Annotated in this window: 22 protein-coding genes, 2 rRNA genes and 1 other RNA gene (1 of these 25 cut by a window edge); 5 read left to right on the top strand and 20 right to left on the bottom strand. The window is 38.5% G+C overall.

From position 1 onward, the window contains the following. The 4 genes from IGJ14_RS03340 to IGJ14_RS03325 all read right to left on the bottom strand — a co-directional run. A 23S ribosomal RNA gene (locus tag IGJ14_RS03340) occupies positions 1–292 on the bottom strand (it extends 2,623 nt beyond the left edge of the window). Between the two features lie 344 nt (positions 293–636). Beyond that, positions 637–2,197, bottom strand: a 16S ribosomal RNA gene (locus IGJ14_RS03335). The 16S and 23S rRNA genes sit together here, the layout of an rRNA operon. Positions 2,198–3,007: 810 nt before the next feature. Further along, the gene (locus tag IGJ14_RS03330; RefSeq protein ID WP_019724011.1) at positions 3,008–3,370 is read right to left on the bottom strand and encodes a hypothetical protein; all 363 of its coding nucleotides are present in this window, start codon (positions 3,368–3,370) and stop codon (positions 3,008–3,010) included. A 71-nt stretch (positions 3,371–3,441) separates the two neighbouring features. Next, positions 3,442–3,822 carry a CvfD/Ygs/GSP13 family RNA-binding post-transcriptional regulator gene (locus tag IGJ14_RS03325; RefSeq protein WP_019724010.1) on the bottom strand — a complete coding sequence of 127 codons (381 nt, stop codon included), beginning with the start codon at positions 3,820–3,822 and terminating at the stop codon, positions 3,442–3,444. A gap of 90 nt (positions 3,823–3,912) precedes the next feature. Here IGJ14_RS03325 and IGJ14_RS03320 point away from each other — a divergent pair, with 90 nt between their 5' ends. Then, positions 3,913–5,079, top strand: coding sequence for a MalY/PatB family protein (locus tag IGJ14_RS03320; RefSeq protein ID WP_066026582.1), 1,167 nt, complete (start codon positions 3,913–3,915; stop codon positions 5,077–5,079). Positions 5,080–5,224: 145 nt separating this feature from the next. On the opposite strand, the gene IGJ14_RS03315 is transcribed toward IGJ14_RS03320, so the two are convergent. Beyond that, entirely contained in the window at positions 5,225–5,809 is a 585-nt protein-coding gene (locus IGJ14_RS03315) for a peptidylprolyl isomerase (protein ID WP_010736096.1), read from the bottom strand. A 50-nt stretch (positions 5,810–5,859) separates the two neighbouring features. Next, on the bottom strand, positions 5,860–6,972 hold the full coding sequence (locus IGJ14_RS03310) for an SLC13 family permease (protein ID WP_019724008.1): 1,113 nt from the start codon (positions 6,970–6,972) through the stop codon (positions 5,860–5,862). A gap of 189 nt (positions 6,973–7,161) precedes the next feature. On the opposite strand from IGJ14_RS03310, the gene IGJ14_RS03305 reads away from it, so the two are divergent. Together IGJ14_RS03305 and IGJ14_RS03300 are read left to right on the top strand one after the other, a co-directional pair. After that, entirely contained in the window at positions 7,162–8,160 is a 999-nt protein-coding gene (locus tag IGJ14_RS03305; RefSeq protein ID WP_065096161.1) for an NAD(P)/FAD-dependent oxidoreductase, read from the top strand. A 92-nt stretch (positions 8,161–8,252) separates the two neighbouring features. After that, the gene (locus IGJ14_RS03300; protein ID WP_010736099.1) at positions 8,253–8,762 is read left to right on the top strand and encodes a phosphatidylglycerophosphatase A family protein; all 510 of its coding nucleotides are present in this window, start codon (positions 8,253–8,255) and stop codon (positions 8,760–8,762) included. A gap of 106 nt (positions 8,763–8,868) precedes the next feature. Here IGJ14_RS03300 and IGJ14_RS03295 read toward each other — a convergent pair whose 3' ends face one another. From IGJ14_RS03295 to tadA, 6 genes are all read right to left on the bottom strand, one after another. Then, positions 8,869–9,516, bottom strand: coding sequence for a TIGR01906 family membrane protein (locus IGJ14_RS03295; RefSeq protein WP_195274160.1), 648 nt, complete (start codon positions 9,514–9,516; stop codon positions 8,869–8,871). Positions 9,517–9,520: 4 nt separating this feature from the next. Beyond that, entirely contained in the window at positions 9,521–10,285 is a 765-nt protein-coding gene (locus IGJ14_RS03290) for a TIGR01457 family HAD-type hydrolase (protein WP_065096160.1), read from the bottom strand. 4 nt (positions 10,286–10,289) lie between these two features. Then, positions 10,290–10,973 (bottom strand): YutD family protein, encoded by a 684-nt coding sequence (locus IGJ14_RS03285; RefSeq protein ID WP_207463672.1) that lies wholly within the window; start codon positions 10,971–10,973, stop codon positions 10,290–10,292. Positions 10,974–10,984: 11 nt separating this feature from the next. Then, positions 10,985–12,391 (bottom strand): bifunctional metallophosphatase/5'-nucleotidase, encoded by a 1,407-nt coding sequence (locus IGJ14_RS03280; RefSeq protein ID WP_066026487.1) that lies wholly within the window; start codon positions 12,389–12,391, stop codon positions 10,985–10,987. Between the two features lie 157 nt (positions 12,392–12,548). Beyond that, positions 12,549–12,633, bottom strand: an RNA gene (gene ffs / locus IGJ14_RS03275) — signal recognition particle sRNA small type. A gap of 40 nt (positions 12,634–12,673) precedes the next feature. Beyond that, positions 12,674–13,168 carry a tRNA adenosine(34) deaminase TadA gene (tadA, locus tag IGJ14_RS03270; RefSeq protein ID WP_010736104.1) on the bottom strand — a complete coding sequence of 165 codons (495 nt, stop codon included), beginning with the start codon at positions 13,166–13,168 and terminating at the stop codon, positions 12,674–12,676. A gap of 131 nt (positions 13,169–13,299) precedes the next feature. On the opposite strand from tadA, the gene IGJ14_RS03265 reads away from it, so the two are divergent. Next, positions 13,300–14,151 (top strand): helix-turn-helix domain-containing protein, encoded by an 852-nt coding sequence (locus IGJ14_RS03265; protein ID WP_207463673.1) that lies wholly within the window; start codon positions 13,300–13,302, stop codon positions 14,149–14,151. Positions 14,152–14,221: 70 nt separating this feature from the next. Here the strand turns inward: IGJ14_RS03265 and IGJ14_RS03260 are convergent, their stop codons facing one another. Further along, positions 14,222–14,557 (bottom strand): hypothetical protein, encoded by a 336-nt coding sequence (locus IGJ14_RS03260; RefSeq protein ID WP_019723191.1) that lies wholly within the window; start codon positions 14,555–14,557, stop codon positions 14,222–14,224. Between the two features lie 266 nt (positions 14,558–14,823). Continuing rightward, complete coding sequence (locus tag IGJ14_RS03255) at positions 14,824–15,369, bottom strand: hypothetical protein (RefSeq protein WP_019723190.1); 546 nt, start codon at positions 15,367–15,369, stop codon at positions 14,824–14,826. A 468-nt stretch (positions 15,370–15,837) separates the two neighbouring features. Here IGJ14_RS03255 and IGJ14_RS03250 point away from each other — a divergent pair, with 468 nt between their 5' ends. After that, positions 15,838–17,313: a helix-turn-helix domain-containing protein gene (locus IGJ14_RS03250; protein WP_207463675.1), complete on the top strand. Its 1,476-nt coding sequence runs from the start codon at positions 15,838–15,840 to the stop codon at positions 17,311–17,313. Positions 17,314–17,442: 129 nt separating this feature from the next. Here IGJ14_RS03250 and IGJ14_RS03245 read toward each other — a convergent pair whose 3' ends face one another. The 6 genes from IGJ14_RS03245 to IGJ14_RS03220 form a co-directional block, all read right to left on the bottom strand. Then, a complete protein-coding gene (locus IGJ14_RS03245; protein ID WP_010736109.1) occupies positions 17,443–18,147 on the bottom strand; it encodes a zinc metallopeptidase in 705 nt (234 codons plus the stop codon). Positions 18,148–18,224: 77 nt separating this feature from the next. Beyond that, on the bottom strand, positions 18,225–18,563 hold the full coding sequence (locus IGJ14_RS03240; RefSeq protein WP_086334394.1) for a zinc ribbon domain-containing protein YjdM: 339 nt from the start codon (positions 18,561–18,563) through the stop codon (positions 18,225–18,227). Positions 18,564–18,863: 300 nt separating this feature from the next. Further along, a complete protein-coding gene (locus IGJ14_RS03235) occupies positions 18,864–19,814 on the bottom strand; it encodes a DHH family phosphoesterase (protein WP_207463676.1) in 951 nt (316 codons plus the stop codon). A gap of 15 nt (positions 19,815–19,829) precedes the next feature. Continuing rightward, entirely contained in the window at positions 19,830–21,161 is a 1,332-nt protein-coding gene (locus IGJ14_RS03230) for a DRTGG domain-containing protein (protein WP_019723185.1), read from the bottom strand. A 9-nt stretch (positions 21,162–21,170) separates the two neighbouring features. Next, a complete protein-coding gene (locus IGJ14_RS03225; RefSeq protein WP_207463677.1) occupies positions 21,171–21,851 on the bottom strand; it encodes a metal-dependent hydrolase in 681 nt (226 codons plus the stop codon). Positions 21,852–22,604: 753 nt separating this feature from the next. Next, positions 22,605–22,955 (bottom strand): PTS sugar transporter subunit IIB, encoded by a 351-nt coding sequence (locus IGJ14_RS03220; RefSeq protein WP_207463678.1) that lies wholly within the window; start codon positions 22,953–22,955, stop codon positions 22,605–22,607. Positions 22,956–22,998 lie beyond the last annotated feature (43 nt).

The following is a 22,998-nucleotide window of genomic DNA, read 5'->3' as shown; positions in this document are numbered from 1 at the left end:
AATGAGCAAGCTCATTGGTTTGGGCTTTTCCCGTTTCGCTCGCCGCTACTCAGGGAATCGAATTTTCTTTCTCTTCCTGCAGGTACTTAGATGTTTCAGTTCTCTGCGTCTACCTCGTATACGCTATGTATTCACGTATACGTAACATCCTATAAAAGATGCTGGGTTCCCCCATTCGGAAATCTCTGGATCATAGCTTACGTACAGCTCCCCAAAGCATATCGGTGTTAGTCCCGTCCTTCATCGGCTCCTAGTGCCAAGGCATCCACCGTGCGCCCTTATTCACTTAACCTTATCAACCTTGCGGTTGGGTTTTGATCTTTCTTCTAGCGATAGAAGTCCAATCAAGAAAAATAAGCAATTGAACTTATTAAAAAACTCTATCCAGCACACAAATCAGCCTTTTCGACAAAAAGATCGTCCAATCCGTGAAAGCAAGCTTTCACTTCTGGCCGCCTATTTTGCTTAAGGCTAAACGATTTGTTTAGCTTTCAAATTCAACGCGGTGTTCTCGGTTTGTATTACTTACATTTTTACTTCAATATCCAGTTTTCAATGAACAAAATTTTGAGAGTAGACCTCTCAAAACTGAACAAAGTATCGACAAACGTGTGTAGTCTCCGTAATATTCCTTAGAAAGGAGGTGATCCAGCCGCACCTTCCGATACGGCTACCTTGTTACGACTTCACCCCAATCATCTATCCCACCTTAGGCGGCTGGCTCCAAAAAGGTTACCTCACCGACTTCGGGTGTTACAAACTCTCGTGGTGTGACGGGCGGTGTGTACAAGGCCCGGGAACGTATTCACCGCGGCGTGCTGATCCGCGATTACTAGCGATTCCGGCTTCATGTAGGCGAGTTGCAGCCTACAATCCGAACTGAGAGAAGCTTTAAGAGATTAGCTTAGCCTCGCGACTTCGCGACTCGTTGTACTTCCCATTGTAGCACGTGTGTAGCCCAGGTCATAAGGGGCATGATGATTTGACGTCATCCCCACCTTCCTCCGGTTTGTCACCGGCAGTCTTGCTAGAGTGCCCAACTAAATGATGGCAACTAACAATAAGGGTTGCGCTCGTTGCGGGACTTAACCCAACATCTCACGACACGAGCTGACGACAACCATGCACCACCTGTCACTTTGCCCCCGAAGGGGAAGCTCTATCTCTAGAGTGGTCAAAGGATGTCAAGACCTGGTAAGGTTCTTCGCGTTGCTTCGAATTAAACCACATGCTCCACCGCTTGTGCGGGCCCCCGTCAATTCCTTTGAGTTTCAACCTTGCGGTCGTACTCCCCAGGCGGAGTGCTTAATGCGTTAGCTGCAGCACTGAAGGGCGGAAACCCTCCAACACTTAGCACTCATCGTTTACGGCGTGGACTACCAGGGTATCTAATCCTGTTTGCTCCCCACGCTTTCGAGCCTCAGCGTCAGTTACAGACCAGAGAGCCGCCTTCGCCACTGGTGTTCCTCCATATATCTACGCATTTCACCGCTACACATGGAATTCCACTCTCCTCTTCTGCACTCAAGTCTCCCAGTTTCCAATGACCCTCCCCGGTTGAGCCGGGGGCTTTCGCATCAGACTTAAGAAACCGCCTGCGCTCGCTTTACGCCCAATAAATCCGGACAACGCTTGCCACCTACGTATTACCGCGGCTGCTGGCACGTAGTTAGCCGTGGCTTTCTGGTTAGATACCGTCAAGGGGTGAACAGTTACTCTCACCCTTGTTCTTCTCTAACAACAGAGTTTTACGATCCGAAAACCTTCTTCACTCACGCGGCGTTGCTCGGTCAGACTTTCGTCCATTGCCGAAGATTCCCTACTGCTGCCTCCCGTAGGAGTTTGGGCCGTGTCTCAGTCCCAATGTGGCCGATCACCCTCTCAGGTCGGCTATGCATCGTTGCCTTGGTGAGCCGTTACCTCACCAACTAGCTAATGCACCGCGGGTCCATCCATCAGCGGCACCGTAAAGCGCCTTTCAAAACGAAACCATGCGGCTTCGATTGTTATACGGTATTAGCACCTGTTTCCAAGTGTTATCCCCTTCTGATGGGCAGGTTACCCACGTGTTACTCACCCGTTCGCCACTCCTCTTTTCCCGGTGGAGCAAGCTCCGGTGGGAAAAGAAGCGTTCGACTTGCATGTATTAGGCACGCCGCCAGCGTTCGTCCTGAGCCAGGATCAAACTCTCATAAATAAAAGTTAGAACAATCTTGCGATTGTTAAGCTCAATTGTTTGCTAGCATATTGCTTGCTTGTTAAAAATGTTTGTTGTCTTGAATTGAATCAAGACGCCCTACACATTTGGTTTGTCTTACTTTGTTCAGTTTTCAAAGGTCTACGTGATAATCGAAACACAACTGTCTCAACTTATCATTTGTGATTGCCGTAGCAACTTTTATATCTTAGCAAACTCTCGAATGATTGTCAACTATTTTTTAAAAGTTTTTTGAACTCGTTTTTCACGAGGTCGTTTTAGCAACTCACTTATCATAACTCGTCGCATGTTATTTGTCAACACTTTATTTCGCTTTAAATTCTTACATACAAGCGCCTCACAAAGCGCTGAAATAATTCAACTTCGTTATATTAACATGGTTTCATCCAGCGGTCAATAGTTTTTTCGATGTTTTTCTGAATATTTTCAAAAGAACTTTTTTTCGAATCAACGTTTTCTAATTTACCATGCTACACACCTAGCGTCAATACTTATTTTTAAGTAAAAAAAAGACAAGGTTTCCAATCATTTTATGATCATTCGGATTATCCATGTATTTAAGTGCTTTTTTTATAAAACAGGTAAAAAATCAATTGAATCCTGAACATTCTCTTCTACTTTTCTTTTAAGATAGACAAAAAAAAGAAGTTTGAAAGATATTCAAACTTCTCTGAAAGTCCTGCTTGGTTCCAAAAAATGATCTCCTATTTTATTCGTTGATTCTCAAGTAGTCAACTATACACCTGCGAACGGTATTCATTTCTCTTTGGTAGAGGTACTTGAATCAATTTAAAAAATCGGTACACCATCTACTTCATAAATCCCTAGTACCGTACGCATTTGTCCTGGATCTTCCCAATGATAACCTTCGCCTAACTGTTCTTGTTGATTTTTTTGTTCCGTTTCAAAAACAAAAAGTGGAACATTTTCTTGATTGATATGGGTATTCGTCAACTCCATCAAGTTGATTTTACTCACATCAATATGAACGATTTCTTTTAAGAAACTAAGTATGTTTGCTAAACCAGTCTTATCATTTGAGTGGTCTGCGCATGCGAACTCTAATTTATTCTCTCTTGAATGAACTAAAAATTTTTTAGATCCATCCTCCAAATGCAACATAATTGTACCAGCGACTCTTTTGTTTGCCAAAATTTCCACCTCGATCAACTTGTTTATGGCTTACAAGAGAATTTTAGCATATTTTCAGAAAAAATACACTTTTATTTCCTTGATTCTTTTTTATCTAATTGGATCAACGCTTCCTTGATCCATATAGGTAACTGTTTTTCAATCGTTGCAAACCCGATTTTTTTATTTTTATTAGTGAAGTATCGTTTTCTTCGGTATGGGATCGATGGTACTTTCTTTTCTAAGGTACGTAACGACAGACTGATTTTATTCGAATACTCATCAATATCAATGATTTGTACAGTCACCGGTTGCCCCACCTTCAATAATGTATGAATACTTTTCGTATAACCAGATTGCACTTCTGATACGTGGATCAACCCTTGTGTCTCTTCATCTAATGAAACGAACGCTCCATATGGTTGTATTCCAGTAATTTTCCCTTTGATTATTTCGCCTATTCTATAAGTCATATACTTCCCTCTCTTCGCATTTATCATTATACTGTAAATATTAAAAAAAAAGAAGTTCTGTTCTTGCATCTAGATATGGAGGTCTTATAGATGGAACAATTTGATGAAATAGTTTCAAGACTAAACACAGATAGCGTAAAATGGGATGCCATCTCACAAACTTATCATAGGAATGATCTTTTACCTTTATGGGTAGCGGATATGGATTTTCTTGCCCCTCAAGGAGTAACAACCGCTTTTCAAAACTATCTGCAAAAAGGCATTTTTGGTTATTCGATCGTACCGGACGGTCTCTACCGATCAGTGATTGATTGGGAAGAAAGGCGCCATCATGTGACTCTAACTAAAGACCACATTCTTTTCACTAGTGGAGTCTTAGCTAGTCTCTCATTGGCGATTCAAGCATTTACAGCTCCAGGTGATGCAGTGTTGATTCATGATCCAGTTTATCCTCCATTTGGTGCAATTGTTGAAAATAATGAGCGTCAATTGATTCGCAGTCCTTTAAATAAAACAGCCGATCATTTTGAAATGGACTTTCAAGATATGGAAGAAAAAATCGTCTCAAACAAGATAAAAGCAATGATTCTATGTAACCCGCATAATCCAGGTGGTCGTGTTTGGACTAAAGAAGAGCTCAAACAGTTAAGTGAACTCTGCTTAACATACGACGTCTTCTTATTTAGTGATGAGATCCATCAAGATATCGTCTTTTCCGGACATGGATTCACCTCGATGCAAACAATTGATCCTGCCCTTTCTCGATTATTGATCACATTCACTTCAGCAACTAAGACATTTAATCTAGCTGCAATAAAAAATTCAATGGTCTTCATCAAAGATCATGATTTAAAAAGTCGCTTTACGAAACAATTAGAAAAAAATCAACATCAAGGAATCAATACTTTCGGACTCTTAGGCACTCAAGCTGCTTACGAAACTGGTGAGGAATGGTTAAATGAGTTATTAGTTTATCTGGAAGAAAATGTCCAAGAAGTCATTACCTTCTTTACTAAGCATCTCCCTGATGTCAAAGTGATGAAGCCAGAAGGAACGTACCTTATATGGCTTGATTTTTCTGCCTACACGAACGATGACCGGCTACTTGAAAAGAAGCTGATTGAAAAAGGCAGAGTCGTCTTGAATCCTGGGATCAGTTTTGGACCAAGTGGTCATTGCCATATGCGTTTGAATGTCGCTTGTCCAAGATCAGTATTAAAAGAAGGGCTTTTACGTATCCAACGTGCTTTAAGTTAGAAAACGAAAGAAGTCATTGGACAAAAAATGTTAGTCTTCCCTACTTTGTTACCACCCCAACCAAAAAAGCACCGAACAGCAAAAGTATTTTCTGCTTTTGCTGTTCGGTGTTTTTTTTTGAGCTTGGTATGTTTAAAATTTTACTTTATTCAGAAATCTCAATCGTTTCGATCACTACATCATGTACTGGACGATCTTGTGGTCCACGTTGCGCATTTGCGATATCATCGACTGTATCCATTCCTTCAAGTACATGGCCAAACACTGTATGACGGAAATCAAGCCATGGTGTTCCACCATTTTTATACGCTTCAATGATTTCTTTAGGGAATCCTGCTCCTTCTAATTGACTAAGCATGTTTTCTGGCACATTTGTGTTGTTGACGATAAAGAATTGGCTGCCATTTGTATTTGGACCAGAGTTAGCCATTGATAGTGCGCCACGTAGATTGAACAATTCGCGGCTGAACTCATCTTCAAAACTTTCGCCGTAAATGCTTTCACCTCCCATACCTGTACCGGTTGGGTCGCCTCCTTGAATCATGAAATCAGGGATCACACGATGAAAAATCACGCCATCATAGTACCCTTTTTTTGCTAATTCAACAAAGTTTTGGACTGTTTTAGGTGCTAACTCAGGAAATAGTTTTACTGTAATATCTCCGCGGTTCGTTTTTATAAGAGCTTTAGGCCCCTTTTCATTCATAAGATCAAGTTGTGGAAATGCCATTTTTTCTTCCTCCTAAAAAATTCTGTCTTCCTGTGTAATCATAACATATTCTATTGATATACGGTAAAGATGAGCCACAAGAAAATCAAAAAAACGATGTTGTAGAATGCAAAGACGAATAAATACTTTTTTCTCCATTCCGGATATTGCTTGATGACTAATTTGTAAGAGATCAAACTTGCCATTGAAGCAATCAATGTCCCTAATCCTCCCAAGTTCGTCCCAATGATCAGACCCTTGATATTTTCTGTATAACTTGATAACAGGAGCGCCGCAGGAACATTACTAATCAATTGACTTGCAAAAATGCTTGCACTGACTTCATGATGCGCCACACTTTTTTCAAAAAAGGCTCGGACAACATCTACTTGTTTGATATTCCCGATGAATATAAAAAGAAAAACAAACGTAAATAATAAGGAGTAATCGATATGTTTAAAGAGTCGGCGATCATTGCCTAGGATGCTGACACTCACTAAGACTAATACGACATAATGAGGGATGATGCCACTTACAGCTAGAAGACATATTAAAAATAGACCAAAATAAAAAATGAGTTGTTTTCGCTTTAACATTATCTCTTCTGTATTCGCCAAATCGATGGTATTATTCTTGATTCTCCCATAGATCAACACCACCAATAATATGGCAGCAGCTAGTGTATAGGGAAGCATCAACTGTAAAAATTCGAACAGTTGTAAGTGTGATTGTGCGAATAAATAAAGATTTTGTGGATTACCGATCGGAGTGAACATACTTCCTAGATTACCCGCAATCGTCATCAAAGTTATGACGAGAGGAATCAATGTTCGCATGCCGATCCTTTCTACTATCAATAGACCAAATGGTACAAAAATGATCAGTGCCACATCATTCGTAATCAGCATACTACTGATAAACGTGAGAAACACTAAAATCAAAATAATCCCTCTCGTATTTTTTGTCTGGGTGATCAAATAATTGCCTAGATAATCGAAAAACTGTTGTTGCCGTATCCCTTCTACAATCAACATCAAACAAAAAAGAAGAATCAATGTGTGAAAATCGATATAAGAAAAATAATTGAAGTTTGGCGGGATGATGAACATGGTACCTATTGCTAAAAGAAAAGACAGTGTCAATACTCCGTCTTCTTTTGCATTGCTTGTTATTCTTTTAATCATAAAATTCTACCTCTTAGATTCAAACACTTCGTACTAGTAAAATAACTCTTTTTAGCTAATATTGAAAGTAAATAAACTAGATGTTAGATCACTCCTTATATTTTAGTGACTGCTCGTTCCATAATTAAACTATTTGAGAAGAATTCTCAATTAAATTCTGTTATAGTGTCACCAAGGGAGGAATTTCAAATGGAAATTTACGATATTACAATTATTGGTGCAGGGCCGGTTGGCATGTTTGCAGCTTTTTATGCTGGTATGCGCCAAGCGAAAACCAATATTATTGATAGTTTGCCTCAACTTGGTGGACAGTTAACTACCTTATACCCTGAAAAATATATTTATGACATTCCTGGTTATCCAGCAATCAAAGCGGTTGATCTTGTTAATAATTTAAAGAAACAATTGACCACTTTTAATCATACATTTCATTTAAATGAAGAAGTTCTCTCACTTTCCAGAGAAGATGAGATCATCGAGATCACTACTACGAAAGGTATCCATTATTCAAAAGCTGTGATCCTGACGCTAGGAAGTGGTTCTTTCCAACCAAGAAAGCTGAATTTAGAACATGCTGACCGATACGAAAACCATGGGTTAGATTATTTCGTGAACGACTTGATGAAATATGCAGGAAAGAAAGTTGCCATTGCTGGTGGTGGGGATTCAGCAATCGACTGGGCACTGATGCTTGAACCTATTGCGAGTGAAGTTTATTTGATTCATCGTCGAGAGGCATTTAGGGCTCATGAACATAGCGTCAATCAGTTGAATCAATCCTCTGTAAATGTATTAACACCTTATTTGATTGAGCGTTTATCTGGTTTAAATGGAGAGTTGTCAGACATTCGTCTAAAAAAAGCTAAGACGGATGAAACGATTGATCTCATGGTTGACTCATTGATCGTCAATTATGGGTTCACTTCTAATTTAGAGCATTTATCTTCTTGGGGACTTGAAAGTTCCAGAAATGCGATCACCGTCCACTCTGATATGTCAACTTCAATTCCTGGTGTGTATGCTGCTGGCGACATTTGTAGCTATGAAGGAAAAGTGAAATTGATTGCCACGGGATTTGGAGAGGCACCGACTGCTGTCAATAACGCGTTGCATTTCATCAATCCAAAAGAACGTACGCAGCCTGGTCATAGTACAAGCCTTTACGATAAAACATTTGGACAAAAATAACTTAGCTGTTTTTTTATAAAAGAAATGATTCTTGCTTTTTGTACGTACTACGTTACCATTATAGATAGAAAGAAGAGACGGAGGAATCAAAAATGGTCATAAAAACAGAAACCTTAGAAGAAAAAGCGCGAGATCTCCTAAAAGAACGTGGCGTAACGATTGAGGATATCGCTGAATTAGTCATGTTTTTACAAAAAGACTATATCTCAGATTTAAGCTTGGAGGATTGTGCGGAAAGTATTAACGCAGTCTTGACAAAGCGTGAAGTCCATAACGCGATCATTACTGGCATCCAATTAGATATCTTGGCAGAACAAAAACAATTGATGAGCCCTCTTCAGCATATCATTGAAGATGATGAAGGATTATACGGAATAGATGAAATTTTAGCCTTGTCGATCGTCAATGTTTATGGAACGATTGGTTTTACCAATTATGGCTATATCGATAAAGTAAAACCTGGGATCTTGAAAAAGTTAAATAGTCACGATGGCAAAAATGTCCATACATTTTTAGATGATATCGTGGGAGCAATTGCTGCCTCTGCCGCAAGCCGCTTGGCCCACCAAGAACCGGAAAAACGAAGCCGTTTGACACAATAATCAAATAAAAATAAAAAATCATCCATAAAAATCGCAAAAGGATTTTTATGGATGATTTTTTGCTATATCCGAAAAAGCAATCAACGCGCTACACGAAAGTGATTGTTTAATTGTTCCCCTTTTTCAATTCTCTTTTGCCAACAAGAACCATCAAAGCGAAAAATAATTCGATAAGCACAAAAAACAGAATGAAACAATGCATGAAGTATTGCTCAGGTAACACATTGATGATTGGATCAGTTTGAGGATCAAACAACCAGTCATCATTATTGAAAAATGTTTCGTGAAAAAGAATAAAAAAACGATCAAAACCAATCAACATGAAAAAGCCAAAAACAAATGGTAGGATCATGCCGATTTGGAATGGGCGGATCAGCCGCCACAAACGCTGATTTTTTTTCAACTGGCGAAGGAACAAGCCACTTGGGATCAATGTAAGTAACAACACCCCATAATTAAGCATGAATAATAACTTGACTTCATAAAAATGATGTAAGCCACTCGCTGACATTGGAAAGTCGGGAAGTGCCAACACTTGCTCAAAAGGATTATTCAGATACCTCATCAGTTGATCATAATTTTGGAGTAATGTTGGCTGATCCACGGTAGTGTAATCCAAGATACCTAGATGCCCGATATCAAACACATATAGTGGGCGGAAATTGATCGTTATTGCAATTGCTAAAGTGAGCAACGTCAGGAACAAACTGACCATCCCCGCATATTCCACCCATTGCCATCGTTTATTTTTCATTGTTTTAGAAACTCCATTCATCTAACGATTGCAAAACGAAGGTTGCTGGTGTTGGCAGATCTGGGATGTCTTCTTCTTTGGTAAAGCCTGATAACACAAGCAGTGTGTCGATCCCATTACGAATCCCTGCTTGGATGTCAGTTTCATAATTGTCCCCTACCATGATGACTTCTTCTTTGTTCAATCCTAAAAGTTCCACTGCTTTATCCATAATGATTGCTTCTGGCTTACCAATATAGACTGGTGTGGTTTGTGTCGCTGTCTCTACAAAAGAAACAACCGAGCCAGCTCCAGGTAATAATCCTCTTTCTGTAGGGATATTTTTATCAGGATTTGTACCGATGAATGTTGCTCCTTTTTGGATCGCTAAGGTTGCGGTCACCACTTTTTCGTAAGTCAAGTGATTGTCTAAACCTACTACGACATAATCAGGATGTTCTTCTTCCCATACAAATCCTGCCTCCAAGATCAAATCTGTCAAGCCAGCTTCACCGATCACATACACTTTATTTCCTTTAGCGTCTGATTTCATGAAATCAATGGTCGCTAGAGATGCTGTATAGATCGTTTCTGGTGAGACATGGATATCAAACTCAGTGGCTAAACGTTGTGCCACTGTTCCCGGTGTTTTTGTCGTATTGTTGGTTACAAATAAAAAGGGCATCCCATTTTCCTGTAACTGTTCGACGAATCGTTTTCCTGCCGGTATCGGCTCCGTTCCACGATAGATCGTTCCGTCTAAATCGATCAAATAGCCTTTATAATTCATAGGATCATTCTTCCCTTTGTCTAATAGTAAAATTCTTTTTAGAAGTTGATTTTGTTGGGCGTTCTGATGTTTTTTCAGTTCCCTTTGGTGTTGCCTTAGTAGTTGCTGGTTTACGATTTTTGATCACAGGTTGTTTGCGTACCGATTCAACGGGCGCTTTTTTTTCATCGATATGCGCTTGATTGTTGCGATTCGGATTTTTTTTCTTTTTACGTCGTTGGGTATTTTTTTCTTTTTTTCCACCAATACGTTCAATGACAAAATATGCACAGCCAAAATTACAATATTCGTATAAATAGTCTTCTAATGCATCAATTCGCTGATCTGGGTGAGCACGTCGATTCGTGGCATCAAAAAAGCCTTTCAAACGTAGCTGTTCGTAACCCCAGTCACCTACGATGTAATCGTATCTGGAAAGCACTTCGCTATATCTCTCACCAAGCTTCTCAGCATTGAACCCTTCCCGGTAATCCGTTACGATACGATAAGGTCTATCACCAATCAAAAGATTCGTTTCATCTGTCAATGTGACGATTTCTCCTTTGACTTTCTCTGGCTTCGTTTCCTCGATTATTTCTTCTAAAACTGCCGTCACTTCTTCGGTCACTGTTTGTTCTTGTGAGCGATCGACCGTTTCTTGACTCTTTTTTTTGTCACTGTTGTGTTGTTTATTTTGTTTCGTCGACATGCTTTCACCACCTATTTCTCTATTATACCTTCTTTTTCATTGGTTGGGTAGTGAGCATTTAAGTAGTCTCCCACTACTGTGCGAATAAATTCGGGAAATAAAAAATCGACCTGTCCGACAATTTCGATGGTTGGGAAAAAAGGAACAAACATCAGATGGTCGACCGTAGTAACGGTATAATTCTTTTCCTCTTCAATTGGTTGCTTTTGCCACAAAACTTCTCGATTGACCGCATCATACGTGATCCCACTATAGAAAATCTCACCGAATATCTGACCACGAAACCCCATTCCTTTGATAGGGAAATTCCGTAAGAAGAGTCGACTTTTTTCGATTTCCAACACTAAGCGAATCATATCTGACCCTTTCAGCGTGACGTTGATCAAATGCATCGGATGTGGCAGTGCACTATGGAGTTGATCTTGGTCAACCAGCCCCTTAGGTACGCTATTCAAAAAAAGACCACTATTCAGAAACGATGCTTCTGTGTTCCCTCTTTCTTTTACCGCTTCTAAAGCGATTTGGATAAAGGAATGTTCATCAAATAAATCAAGTGATAAGTCAAATGGTAGATCTGCCACTTTCTTTTGGGCTAAAAGACGATGTCCTTGTTCAAGATAACCGGCGATTTCTTTCTCATCCTCTACGAATGCAGTCATTGTATCTGTCGGAATCGCTTTGGCGTAGTGTCCGACGATTTTTTTATTTTCCAATGAAAGATGTACTTCCCCTACATATTGCCCAAATTTTCCGGCAGCGGCTAATTGTACCTCATTCACGACTTTCCCATCAATAAAAAGATGATGGGTATGTGATCCTAAAATCACATCGATTGCAGGGATTTCTTTTGCAATCTGTAAATCATCTTGAATGCCTAAATGACTCATTAAAACAAGGACGTCTACCTGTGGACGTAATTGCTCAACTAACTCTGGCAACAGATCATAAGGCTGACGGATATCCCAGCCATTTGGATTATACGTCAAAGGGAATGGTGCAGTAAAAGCAATTAACCCAACTTTTGTTCGTTGCTTTGTTTCGATGATTTTATATGGCTTTGTCCATACTGGTGGTTGCAAAGTATTTTTATCGAATAAGTTGCTCAGTAGCACATCAAAATTCGCGTGATCATATAAATGATTCAACTCATTTTTGGAATTACCTACACCTTCATTATTCCCTATAGTTGCTGCATCATAGCCGATTTGATTCATTAGTTCAACATTGGCATGGCCATTCGTTGCTTCTGACAAAGGATGCCAACGATCAACGAAATCTCCAAGATCGACCGTGAGAGTTGTCGTATTATTTTTTTTCTCATTTTCACGCTTTTTTTGCTCAAGGAATCTTCTGATCCGTGGCCAGTTTTCAAGATGAGAATGTAAGTCATTCGTGTGTAAAAGAACGATTTCTTCCACTGTTAGTTCCACCTCACTTTTTTTCATCATACCATAGGGTTCCCCTTTGTTCACATGGAAAGTTTTTGCACAAAAAAAGGTACTTAGACTTTTTTACAAAATCTAAATACCTTAAACTTGCCTCTAATAAAAAAAGCCCTTTAGGCTTAATAAATCCAATCAATCAGACACATGGCGGCACCTGCTTAGTGCTGCTTCCTTCCGGATCTGACACGCTTCACAAGCCCACCATTGTCCTAGCCTTTCGGCAAGGAATAGTATACCGCATTTTATTATCCTTGGCTAGTCCTTTTTTAATTTCTTTTTCTTTGCTCGCAAATTTCTAAAAAACACAGATAAAAGTTCACCACATTCTTCTTCTAATATCCCGCCCTCCACCTCGGCCTGATGGTTAAAACGTTCATCCTCAAGTAAATTCATCAATGTCCCTGCGGTTCCTCCTTTTGGATCATAGGCACCAAAGTAAACTTCTTTTACGCGAGAAAGAATCATGGCACCGCTACACATTGGACACGGTTCTAACGTGACATATAATTGTGTTTCTTCTAAACGCCAACTTCCGATGGCCTTGCATGCTTCTTGGATCGCAATCATCTCAGCATGTGTTGTTGCATTTTGTGTTGTTTCCCTCAAATTGTGTCCACGCCCAATAATCTGTCCTTGGTGAACCACGATGGCGCCGATTGGTACTTCTGCTAACGCTTCTGCTTTTTTGGCTTCTTCAATAGCCACACGCATCCATTCTTCTTTTATTCGCTGTTGTTCTGTTTCTTCCACTTGTATTCCTACCTTTTTTAGATTTACTTATCTTCTCTATCAAACATAGTATAACTGGCTTTTTAGTGAAGTACAAAGAGTTTTTCCTTATCACCATGTCCTATGGTAAACTAGGGGATGAGGTGAAGTAAATGAACACAGAAAAGTTACTTGGATTATACCCAAATGCACAAAAAAAGAATGCTCCTTCTTCTGATGATCGAATTCTTTCACTGGTTGTAGAAGATTACTTCTTGTGGATCGATAAAAGTTCCTTGTCCGTTCAAGAAGAAAAACTTTTGAAAGCGTTATTCCAGAAAACAAACACCTTAGACAGCCATCCTTGGTATAAATATTTATTTGAGGAAAAGGTATATGTATGTGAAGAAAGCTGCCGAATCATTCAGTTACATTTTGAAAAGAGATCAGATTTCTTACAAAAAGAATGGCGAGAAACAATTTCCGGATTATTTCCCGAAGCTCTTGATTTTTTTCTTTACACAGAGACAGATGCGTTGATCATCGAAAGAAAGCATGCCAATTATTTGAATACGGCAGATCTTAAAGGCATCTTTTTATCTCTTGATGTCGATTTTGATATGACGACACAAGCCTTTGTCGGTTCATTTCATTCAGCTGGACAAAATCTAACCGCTATGTTCAATGAAGAACGAAAAATTTTCCTGAATAAACGAACACACATACAAGTAGCCGACCAAACGACTTCCATACAAGAAATTGCCCTATATTATTATACAAAAGAATTAGTTACATCCAGTCAGCTAACAAATGAATATCAAGAAATAATCCGTAGTTTTAAAATGGAAGACATCATTATCGAACTGTGGAAAAATTTCGGGAATATCAGTTCAGCGGCTAAACAACTTTTCATGCATCGAAACACTCTCCAATATCGGATCGAAAAGTTTGACGAACAAACAGGCTTCAATTTAAAAAAAGCAGATGACTTACTCTTTTGTTATCTCCTTTTGTTACACATATAAAAAAGGAACAAGCAGCAATAAACATCGCCTTGCTTGTTCCTTTTTTCGATCAATTCAAAGAGAATCGTTTTTAGATCATTTTCTCAACAAGTGACATCAGACGACCTTTTGCATCTTCTGTTGAGTCTTTGATAGAGTCACCGTAGACAGAAATTTTCTTTTTGCCAGATTTAATCTTTGCTAGCATGCCCATCAATGAATCTAAATCGCTATCTGATAAATGGTCGACGACATCTAATAACTTTTCATTCCCATCAAATTTGTCATACACGAATTTTTTTACTTTTGTTCGGTTACTTAGATGATGGATTTTTTCGATCACTTTGCCAGAAACAACTACAGCTGTTGCCACACTTGCTGCTGCTGCGACACTTAATCCAATCGTTACTTTTGTTGATGTTTTCATAATTATCAGCTCCTTTTTATCTACTACAATCATATCACAGTCAAATAGATAAGCGAACTAATTGCTATGAGCCCTGCCCGATGAATAGCAAAAAAATTTACAAAAAGCACATACTGTCTTGTTTTATTATTTGCTTTTGTACGACGCCTCATTTGGCATTTTCGGTTTCAAGCAACCTTAGTTTGATGCGTAAAAAAAGCACCTCCTTTTTGGAGATGCTTCACACGAACAACTAATGTAAATCATCCATACTAAGAAATGTAAGGTCAATTAACCGGAACGTATTGGATATTTGTTAGCATTTCAGGCAAATCATCTTCTAATTCTGCTAACTTATTCCAAATCAATGTCATTGTCTCAAAAAATTCCTTTGATGATTTATCTGAATTTAAACTTCCTAGTGCGTTCAGCCAAAGAAGTTCTAATAAATATGCTTCTTTGATTCCCGTATGTTCTCTGACAAATTCTGAGAACGTTCGTTTGAACAACGAGGCCATGTCTAATTCGGATTTGATAACTACTCCTCTAATACTCTCATGAATCGAGAAAAACTCCTTCAATAAATGAACGACACTGAAAAAATCGTCAATAACGTATTCAGCTAAATATCGATCAAAACATATCGTGATCTCTTCGATAATTTTTTCTTTTAGTATACGGATTGATTTAAAATGTGCATAAATCGGGTAAGTAGAACATCCACAAAAAGATGCTAAACTTCTCGCTGTGATTGTCGATAACCCATTTTCTTCAGCATATACCATACTCTTAAATAGTAAATATTCTTTACTAAAGTTCGTCACTCTTCCCACGAAACCATCCATCCTTTCCGATTATCTTATTCATATCCGGCAATGATTCTTTCTTTAATTTCCCCTTACTATCCAGCTCATCATCTAGTAGGAAAAACTTATGTAAACCATGAAGAAACAAGTTTTGATAAAAAAAAACGATAATAACATATTTCGGGGGTTAAAATATGTCTCTTTGTAATAGAAGCTTGATTTATCTGATGCCTCGTCATAAATAAGTTTTTAAAAATAACAATATACTCAATTAAATAACAATACATTCCCTCAACCGAGTTTATTTAATTGATTCCAACTTGACAAAATAAGCAAAGAAATAAACAATAGAATAGATAACTAATTATTATTTCTTAAAATAACAAGTTATATAATCAAATTCTATTACTATGTGAGAATATCATACATTGAAAACACTTTCCACTCACATTTTATGTCACTACTAGTACACTAATTGTCAGAAAGGAGTTCAACATGTTAATCGATGCAAAAAAGAAAGAGTTATTAGTCCTCTATACGATCACTCAAAAAAGTCAATGTACGTTGAAAGAGCTTGCGGATGAACTGATCATCCCTAAACGGACAATCAAAGAATTGATTCGAAAGTTGAATACTACGATTGAACAGCAATTGAGCATTCCTGCTTTTATTTTCTCTACACACAAAGGAGAAATAACTATATCCGATGAGTACCAAGAAATAAAAATGATGATTTATCACAAACTCAAACTTTTTTATTTAAGAGAATCCAATCGTTTCAACTACTTATTACTTATGGTCAATTATCCCAAAGCGAATGTTCCAAAAAAATATTTATTGGAGCAATTGTACATATCCCACTCTTACTTAGAAAAATTAACACACCAATTGAATGAAACACTTCAAGATTTCGAAATCGAGATCGTTTCATCGCAAGGCTGTTATTTGTTCAAAGGAAACGAATTATTTATCCGACTCTATCTGTTTTTTATTCTATCTGATGCTTTTCAAGGGTTGGAATGGCCTTTTGATAAATTCAAATTGAGTCAACTAAAAAGAGAGCGGCGATTATCCAAAAAATTGCTCGTTTCAAAGCATTCACTGAAGTATCAAGAAAATCTGTATTTGTTGATTGCTATTTTTACGCTTCGTACGCAACAATCGTCGTTGATCACATCTGAATCTAATGAGGTTTATGCTATTTTAGAATTGCTACAACAAATACAAGATGTTTCTGGGAGTTATAAACATCATTTATTTAAACTTTTACCACATGAAGCAGCTATTGATGAACTCTTGCATTTTAATTTCCTGATCTATTGTTTTTTTCCTAATCTCATTTCAAGTCAGCAAAAAAGTTTGATTGGTTACACTTTGACGAATAAACGTAATCGCCTTTGTATCCAAATCACCTTACTGACAAAAGAGCTAGCTCAAGCCTTTCCAGTGATTTCTTCATCTGAAAAAAGGTTTTTCTATAATTACTATCTGATGCTTTCATTGGTTTCTATTTTAATGTTAGGAAATACGACACCCTTTTTCTACTCGTTGCATTTTCCTAAATCAGCACTTGAAGTGGATGAATCGAATGAACAAATACAACTAATCAAGCACATCATCTCTGAAGTTTTTCATGACCACCCCAAAAAAAGCTTGATTATTTATTATTTGAGTAGCTTGATCTACAACCTTTTACAGTCTGAAACAAATGAAAAATTATTGATCTATGTACAGATGAATAAAACACTGACAGGAAATTATCATATACAAAATCGATTACGACAAGTATTTGACGAGAAAATGATTCGCTTGACAGAAAATCCAGAACAAGCCGATTTGATCGTCACTGATTGGTTCGATAAATTTCATCAAACGAGTAAAATTTTTTACCTTGATCCTAGTAAAGAAAAAGATTTGTGGGTAGATCTAGTCACAAAGATCCAACAACTTTATGTCAATAAAATGATTTGATTCAAAGAAAAAATAGGAGAAGCCAGCGTTACTCTACTGACTGGTCTGTAAAGTAATACCGATTTTCCTAAAATAAAAAAAGTGAGTGGATCAGTCTAAATGACTGTCCCTCACTTTTATTGGCTTGTCCTAGTCTCGACGATTACCACCAAAGATCAAAATCAAACGTAGTAATTGTAAGAATGTAGATAGCGCCGCAGCAACATAGGTCAAGGCAGCCGCAAATAGCACATGTTTCGCCATCGGCACCTCTTCTTCTGTCAGTAAGCCACCTTCACTTAAAATTTGGATCGCTCGTCTTGACGCATTGAATTCTACTGGTAGCGTAACAAGTTGAAACAATAGTGCCAATGAAAAAGCGAAGATACCAATATTGATCAACGTCGTATTCCAACTAAATAATACACCTACCATGATCAATGGGAACGAAATCATTGAGCCAAAATTTGCGACAGGCACTAATGAAGCTCTGATTTTCAACGGAGCATAGCCAACGGCATCTTGCACTGCATGACCGCATTCATGGGCAGCGACTCCAATTGCAGCAACTGATGTAGATTGTGCTGTAGCTTGCGATAAGCTTAACATCTTGTTCCCTGAATTATAATTGTCCGTCAAATCACCGGCGATTTGTTGGACGCCAACGTTATTGATTTTCTGACTTTGTAAAATGAACTGGGCGGCTTGTGTACCAGTCACATTATTTTTGCTTCTGATTTTGTCGTATTTACGAAAAGTACTATTGACGTAAGCAGAAGCGATTCCGGAAATAGCTAATCCAGCAATAACTAAAAGAAACGTTGGATCTAAGCCATAAAAACCATATCCATACATAATCGTTTCACCCTTTCCTCATTGCTTTTATTTTACCATTGTTCGAGTAGAATAATTGTGAAAAGAGATTGAATATTTTAATTCTTTTTGACAAATTCTGATTTCAGCTTCATCGGACCAAACCCTTCGATTTTACAATCGATATTGTGGTCTCCTTCAACTAAACGGATATTCTTCACCTTTGTTCCTTGTTTGATAGGTGAGGAAGCTCCTTTAACTTTTAAATCCTTGATAACGGTCACACTGTCGCCATCTGTTAAACGATTGCCGTTTGCATCAATTACTACTAGGCCTTCTGCTTCTGTTTCTGTTTCTTCAGATGGTGTCCATTCGTTTCCACATTCAGGACAAATCAATAATCCCCGATCTTCATAAGCATATTCTGAACCACATACTGGGCAATTTGGTACTGTCATGTTGTTTCTCCTTTTTGTTCGTTATTGAGCAATATTATAACGGAAAAATAACAGTTTGAAAAGAGCAACTTCTTATCGGAGATCCTAAACTGCCTACGCTGATTCAATCTCACTGACCTTGATTGCACATATCCCTGATAAAAAGACAATCAACTTCGATGAGTAAAAGGTCAAGGCAGAAGTAACCTGATTGCCGAAGAGGTCACTTCTGCCCCCACCATTTATTCGTGCCAAAGGGAATAGATAAAAGAGCATGTAACGTTTGCTTAAAATTCTCGATTGACTACTTGGAGTACACTTTTAACGTGCATAATTGGTGCAAGCTTCTTGTATTTCTTTGTAGATCTCTGCTACTTCTTGCAGGTCTTTTGCATTTGCGCCACTTGCCAAGGGATGGCCGCCACCATGATGTCGTTTGGCGATCTCGTTGATGACTGGTCCTTTTGAACGTAAACGTACACGATAATAGCCCTCTGGTTGTTCGACAAAAATCGCCCAAGCTAACACTTCGTCAATCACACCCGGTAAAGAGACAACAGCTGCGGTCTCTGAATCGACGATGCCATACTTGCCTAACAATTCTTGTGACAAAATTACTTTTCCGGCACCATTTTCGTCAACTTCGATCGTTTGATAGACACAACCGGATAGTTTCGCTACTTTCATGGTGATTTGTTCGATTTCACGATTCAATTGGCTTGCATCGAAAGAATACTTTCTTAACGCTGCTGCTATTTCTAACGTGCGACCTGTTGTTGAAGGATATAAGAACCTTCCAGTATCACCAACGATTCCTGCATACAATAAACGAGCAGAATCGCTGTTCATTTTCAGCTCATTGGGGAACATCAAAGCAAACTCAGCGATCATTTCACTACAACTGCTGGCTTTCGTATCTACCCAAAGTAAATCGCCATAGGGTTCATCATTCGGATGATGATCGATTTTGATCACTTGATCTCCTAAGGAATAGCGCTTGTCATCAATACGTGGCGCATTCGCTGTGTCTGTCACGATAACTAATGCCTCTTGATAAAAGGCATCATCGACTTCTTGCATTTCTGTTAAATAACGCAAGCCTTCTACGTCTTTTCCCACTTGACGAACGTCTTTATCTGGAAAACTATTACGTAATAACTCGGCTAATCCCACTTGTGAACCTAAAGCATCTGGATCAGGTCTTTGATGTCGGTGGATCACGATTTTTTGATATTTCTTGATTTCATTCAAAATCTCTTCTTGTATGGTCATTTTCTTTCCTACTCTCTACGAACGTTCCATCACTTGGCAAACAACAATGGCTTTAGCCACGATCGTGTTTTCTATAAATACTTCTACATCGAGTTTAGCGGACCTTCTGCCGATTTCCAAAACTCTTGGACGAATGTCTAACTCACTTTCGATCTGGATCAGACGAAGGTAATGCAGATTCATTTGCTCCAACAAGATATTTCTTCGTTGGTTCATGATCATTGTTTTTTGCGCAACATCTGAAATGATTTCACTTAACACCCCAAAAGAAATCGTTCCAACACCTGTCACCATTTGTGGCGACACCTCAAATTTGAACTTAGGTGTCGTCAATCGATTGCCTTCACGGTCTGTATCGATTGTTTGGATCGCACCGGAAATCTGATCAGAGATCGTATCAGCGATTTGCGGTTGACGTTGCACCAATTGCATCGCCTTCATGACATCTTGCCGTGTGATCAATCCTTCTAACGTCAAATCATCGGAAACGACTGGCATGACTTCTAAACCATCCCAAATCATTTGATGCCCGACAGAAGCGACACTCATCGTTTTCTTGACACTGATTGGATCTTTTGTCATGACCCGATCAATGACTTGTGTCGGTGCTTTGCCTACGACATCTTTTGCCGTAATGATCCCCATTAAACGCATGTGATGATTCACTACTGGGAAACGAGAATGTTGGGTTTCTTCTGAAATCCGTTGATAATCAGCCACCGTATCCGACTGTAACAAATAATGTGTTTTCTGGGCAGTCAGATAAATATCACCGACGAGCATGATGTCTTTTTTGATCAGTTGGTCACTAAGCGCTCGGTTGATCATCGTCGCTACGGTAAAGGTATCATAGGTCGTGCGTAAAATCGGCATGGCTAATTCATCCGCTAATTGGGCAATCTCAGGTGTCGTATCAAAACCACCCGTAATCAACACTGCCGCTCCATCTTCGAGCGCTAACTTTTGTACTTCTGTACGGTTACCAACGATCATCAATGAACCTGGAGTGATATAGCGTTCCATCGCGTGTTCGGTCATCGCACCAATGACAAATTTATTCAAGACTTTATCTAGACCGACTGCCCCGCCTAAGACATCGCCTTCAATGATCCGCACGACTTCTCCAAATGTCAATCGTTCGATATTTTTCTTCAATTTGCGCTCGATCCGAATGGTTCCTACTCGTTGGATCGTGGACACTAAGCCTACATTTTCAGCATCTTTAATTGCTCGATAGGCCGTTCCCTCACTGACATTCAATTCTTTGGCTATACTACGGACAGATATTCGATTCCCCACTGGTAGGCTTTCGATATATTCTAAAATCAAATCATGTTTTGTCGCCATCTCTTTCCCCTACACTTCCAGCGTTTCCGAAACGCTCATTATTTTTCCTTTGGTATCTGCTAATAAATCGATGAATATTTGCGGATCTTGTTCAATGACAGGAAAGGTATTGTAATGGATCGGCACGACTTTCTTCGCTTTGATTCGCTTCGCCGCACGAGCCGCATCCTCAGGCCCCATTGTATAATTGTCGCCAATCGGTAAAAAGGCTACATCGATCATAAACTGTTCACCTAAGAGCGCTAAATCGCTAAAATCTGCGGTATCACCCGCATGATAAATCGTCTTCCCATCTGCTTGGATCAGAATACCACTAGGCTCTCCCATATAACGCGAAACACCATCGATTTCAATACTTGAACTATGCTGTGCATGGACAAATTTGACTGTGCCAAAAGGAAACTTCCTTTTGCCACCGATATTCATCCCAAAAGAGTTTGCTCCTTGCTGTTGTGCATAATCAGCGATTTCGACAATACTGATGATGGTCGCCTCATTGTTCTTCGCAATCGGCAACATGTCTCCAATATGATCAGCATGTCCATGGGTGATCAATATCCAGTCCGTCTGGACTTCATCCACTTTTAAATCAGTCATAGGATTCCCAGTAATAAATGGATCTATCAGCACTTGCTGGCCATTTTGCATTTCAAGAGAAATACAAGAATGTCCATGATAAGTAATCTTCATCTTCTCACTCCTCAACATTTTGGTCACTGACTCTTTCGTTTTCGTTTCGAACATTTACACAATTAGTAGTACAGTATATCCTATTCAATTGTAACAGATAACACAGGTTGTACCAAGTCTCAAGTGAGCGTGTACTTAACACGGAATGCCTAGATAAGAGAATGTTTCGTCTAGGGTTGACAGTTCCTGTTTATTGTTATCCACTGTGAATAAATCTAAAATGACTACGGGTCTGTTACCATGCTCAAATCAAAAGAATAAGACAAAAGCGCGCATCCGCTATTCATCATAATCTTTCATTTGACAATAAAATAAAAGAGAAATACCATTAACCATATGATCAATGGTTAAGTAACTAATGCAATATAAGCACTTGAAAAATCAAGGAGGCCCTATTTGGAAAAATATAATTCAAAATCATTCACGATCGTTCGGTTGAGCATATATATTATTTGTATTCTCAATCCCTATCTTCACTTAGTAAACAATAATATTTTAAAAACTACTTTTACGTTATTGTCAATTGTATTCATTATCTACGACTTTTTGGATGTAGTAAAAACTGGAAAAAATAAAAATACCGATAGTAGAAATTAAGACTCTAGTTTCTACTATTGGTATTTTATTTAAGTTTAAATACCCTTGTGGATCCTACAAGATCAAACAAAATAGCTACACTTTCTTAGCTAGAGGAGTCATGAGAATAAAAAAATGAAGTTTGCTAACTATATTGAAAATTTTCTCTTTTTTGGGTTAGTGATTAATAAATTTTTTTAAGATATTCTCAGCATTTAGCAGACCATAATCTTTCATGTCTATCACTTCAATAACCTTTGTAGGATAATCTTTTACGATACTTTCTCTCATAGAAGAAAGCTCTGGAGATAATAGAATAACATCGGCAGCCTTTGCATACTGATCCAACTTAGAAATGCTATGCATGTCAACATGCACAAGTAAATGTTGTTTTTTTGCTAAGTTGTTCATCTTTGTTACTAACAAATTGGTATAAAGGGTACTATCTGTACTCATTGAAGTTACGCCAAAAACGATGATCTGTATCTCTTTCATTTGATTATTTTCCAAAACAAGTTCCTTTTTCATTGTAGACTCTTCCACCTTTCAATAGTATATATTTAATAATCTC

It is taken from the genome of Enterococcus sp. DIV1304_2 (genome assembly GCF_050555445.1).
Taxonomy (GTDB): Bacteria; Bacillota; Bacilli; order Lactobacillales; family Enterococcaceae; genus Enterococcus_B; species Enterococcus_B pernyi.
This window is presented reverse-complemented; position numbering and strand designations above follow the sequence as displayed.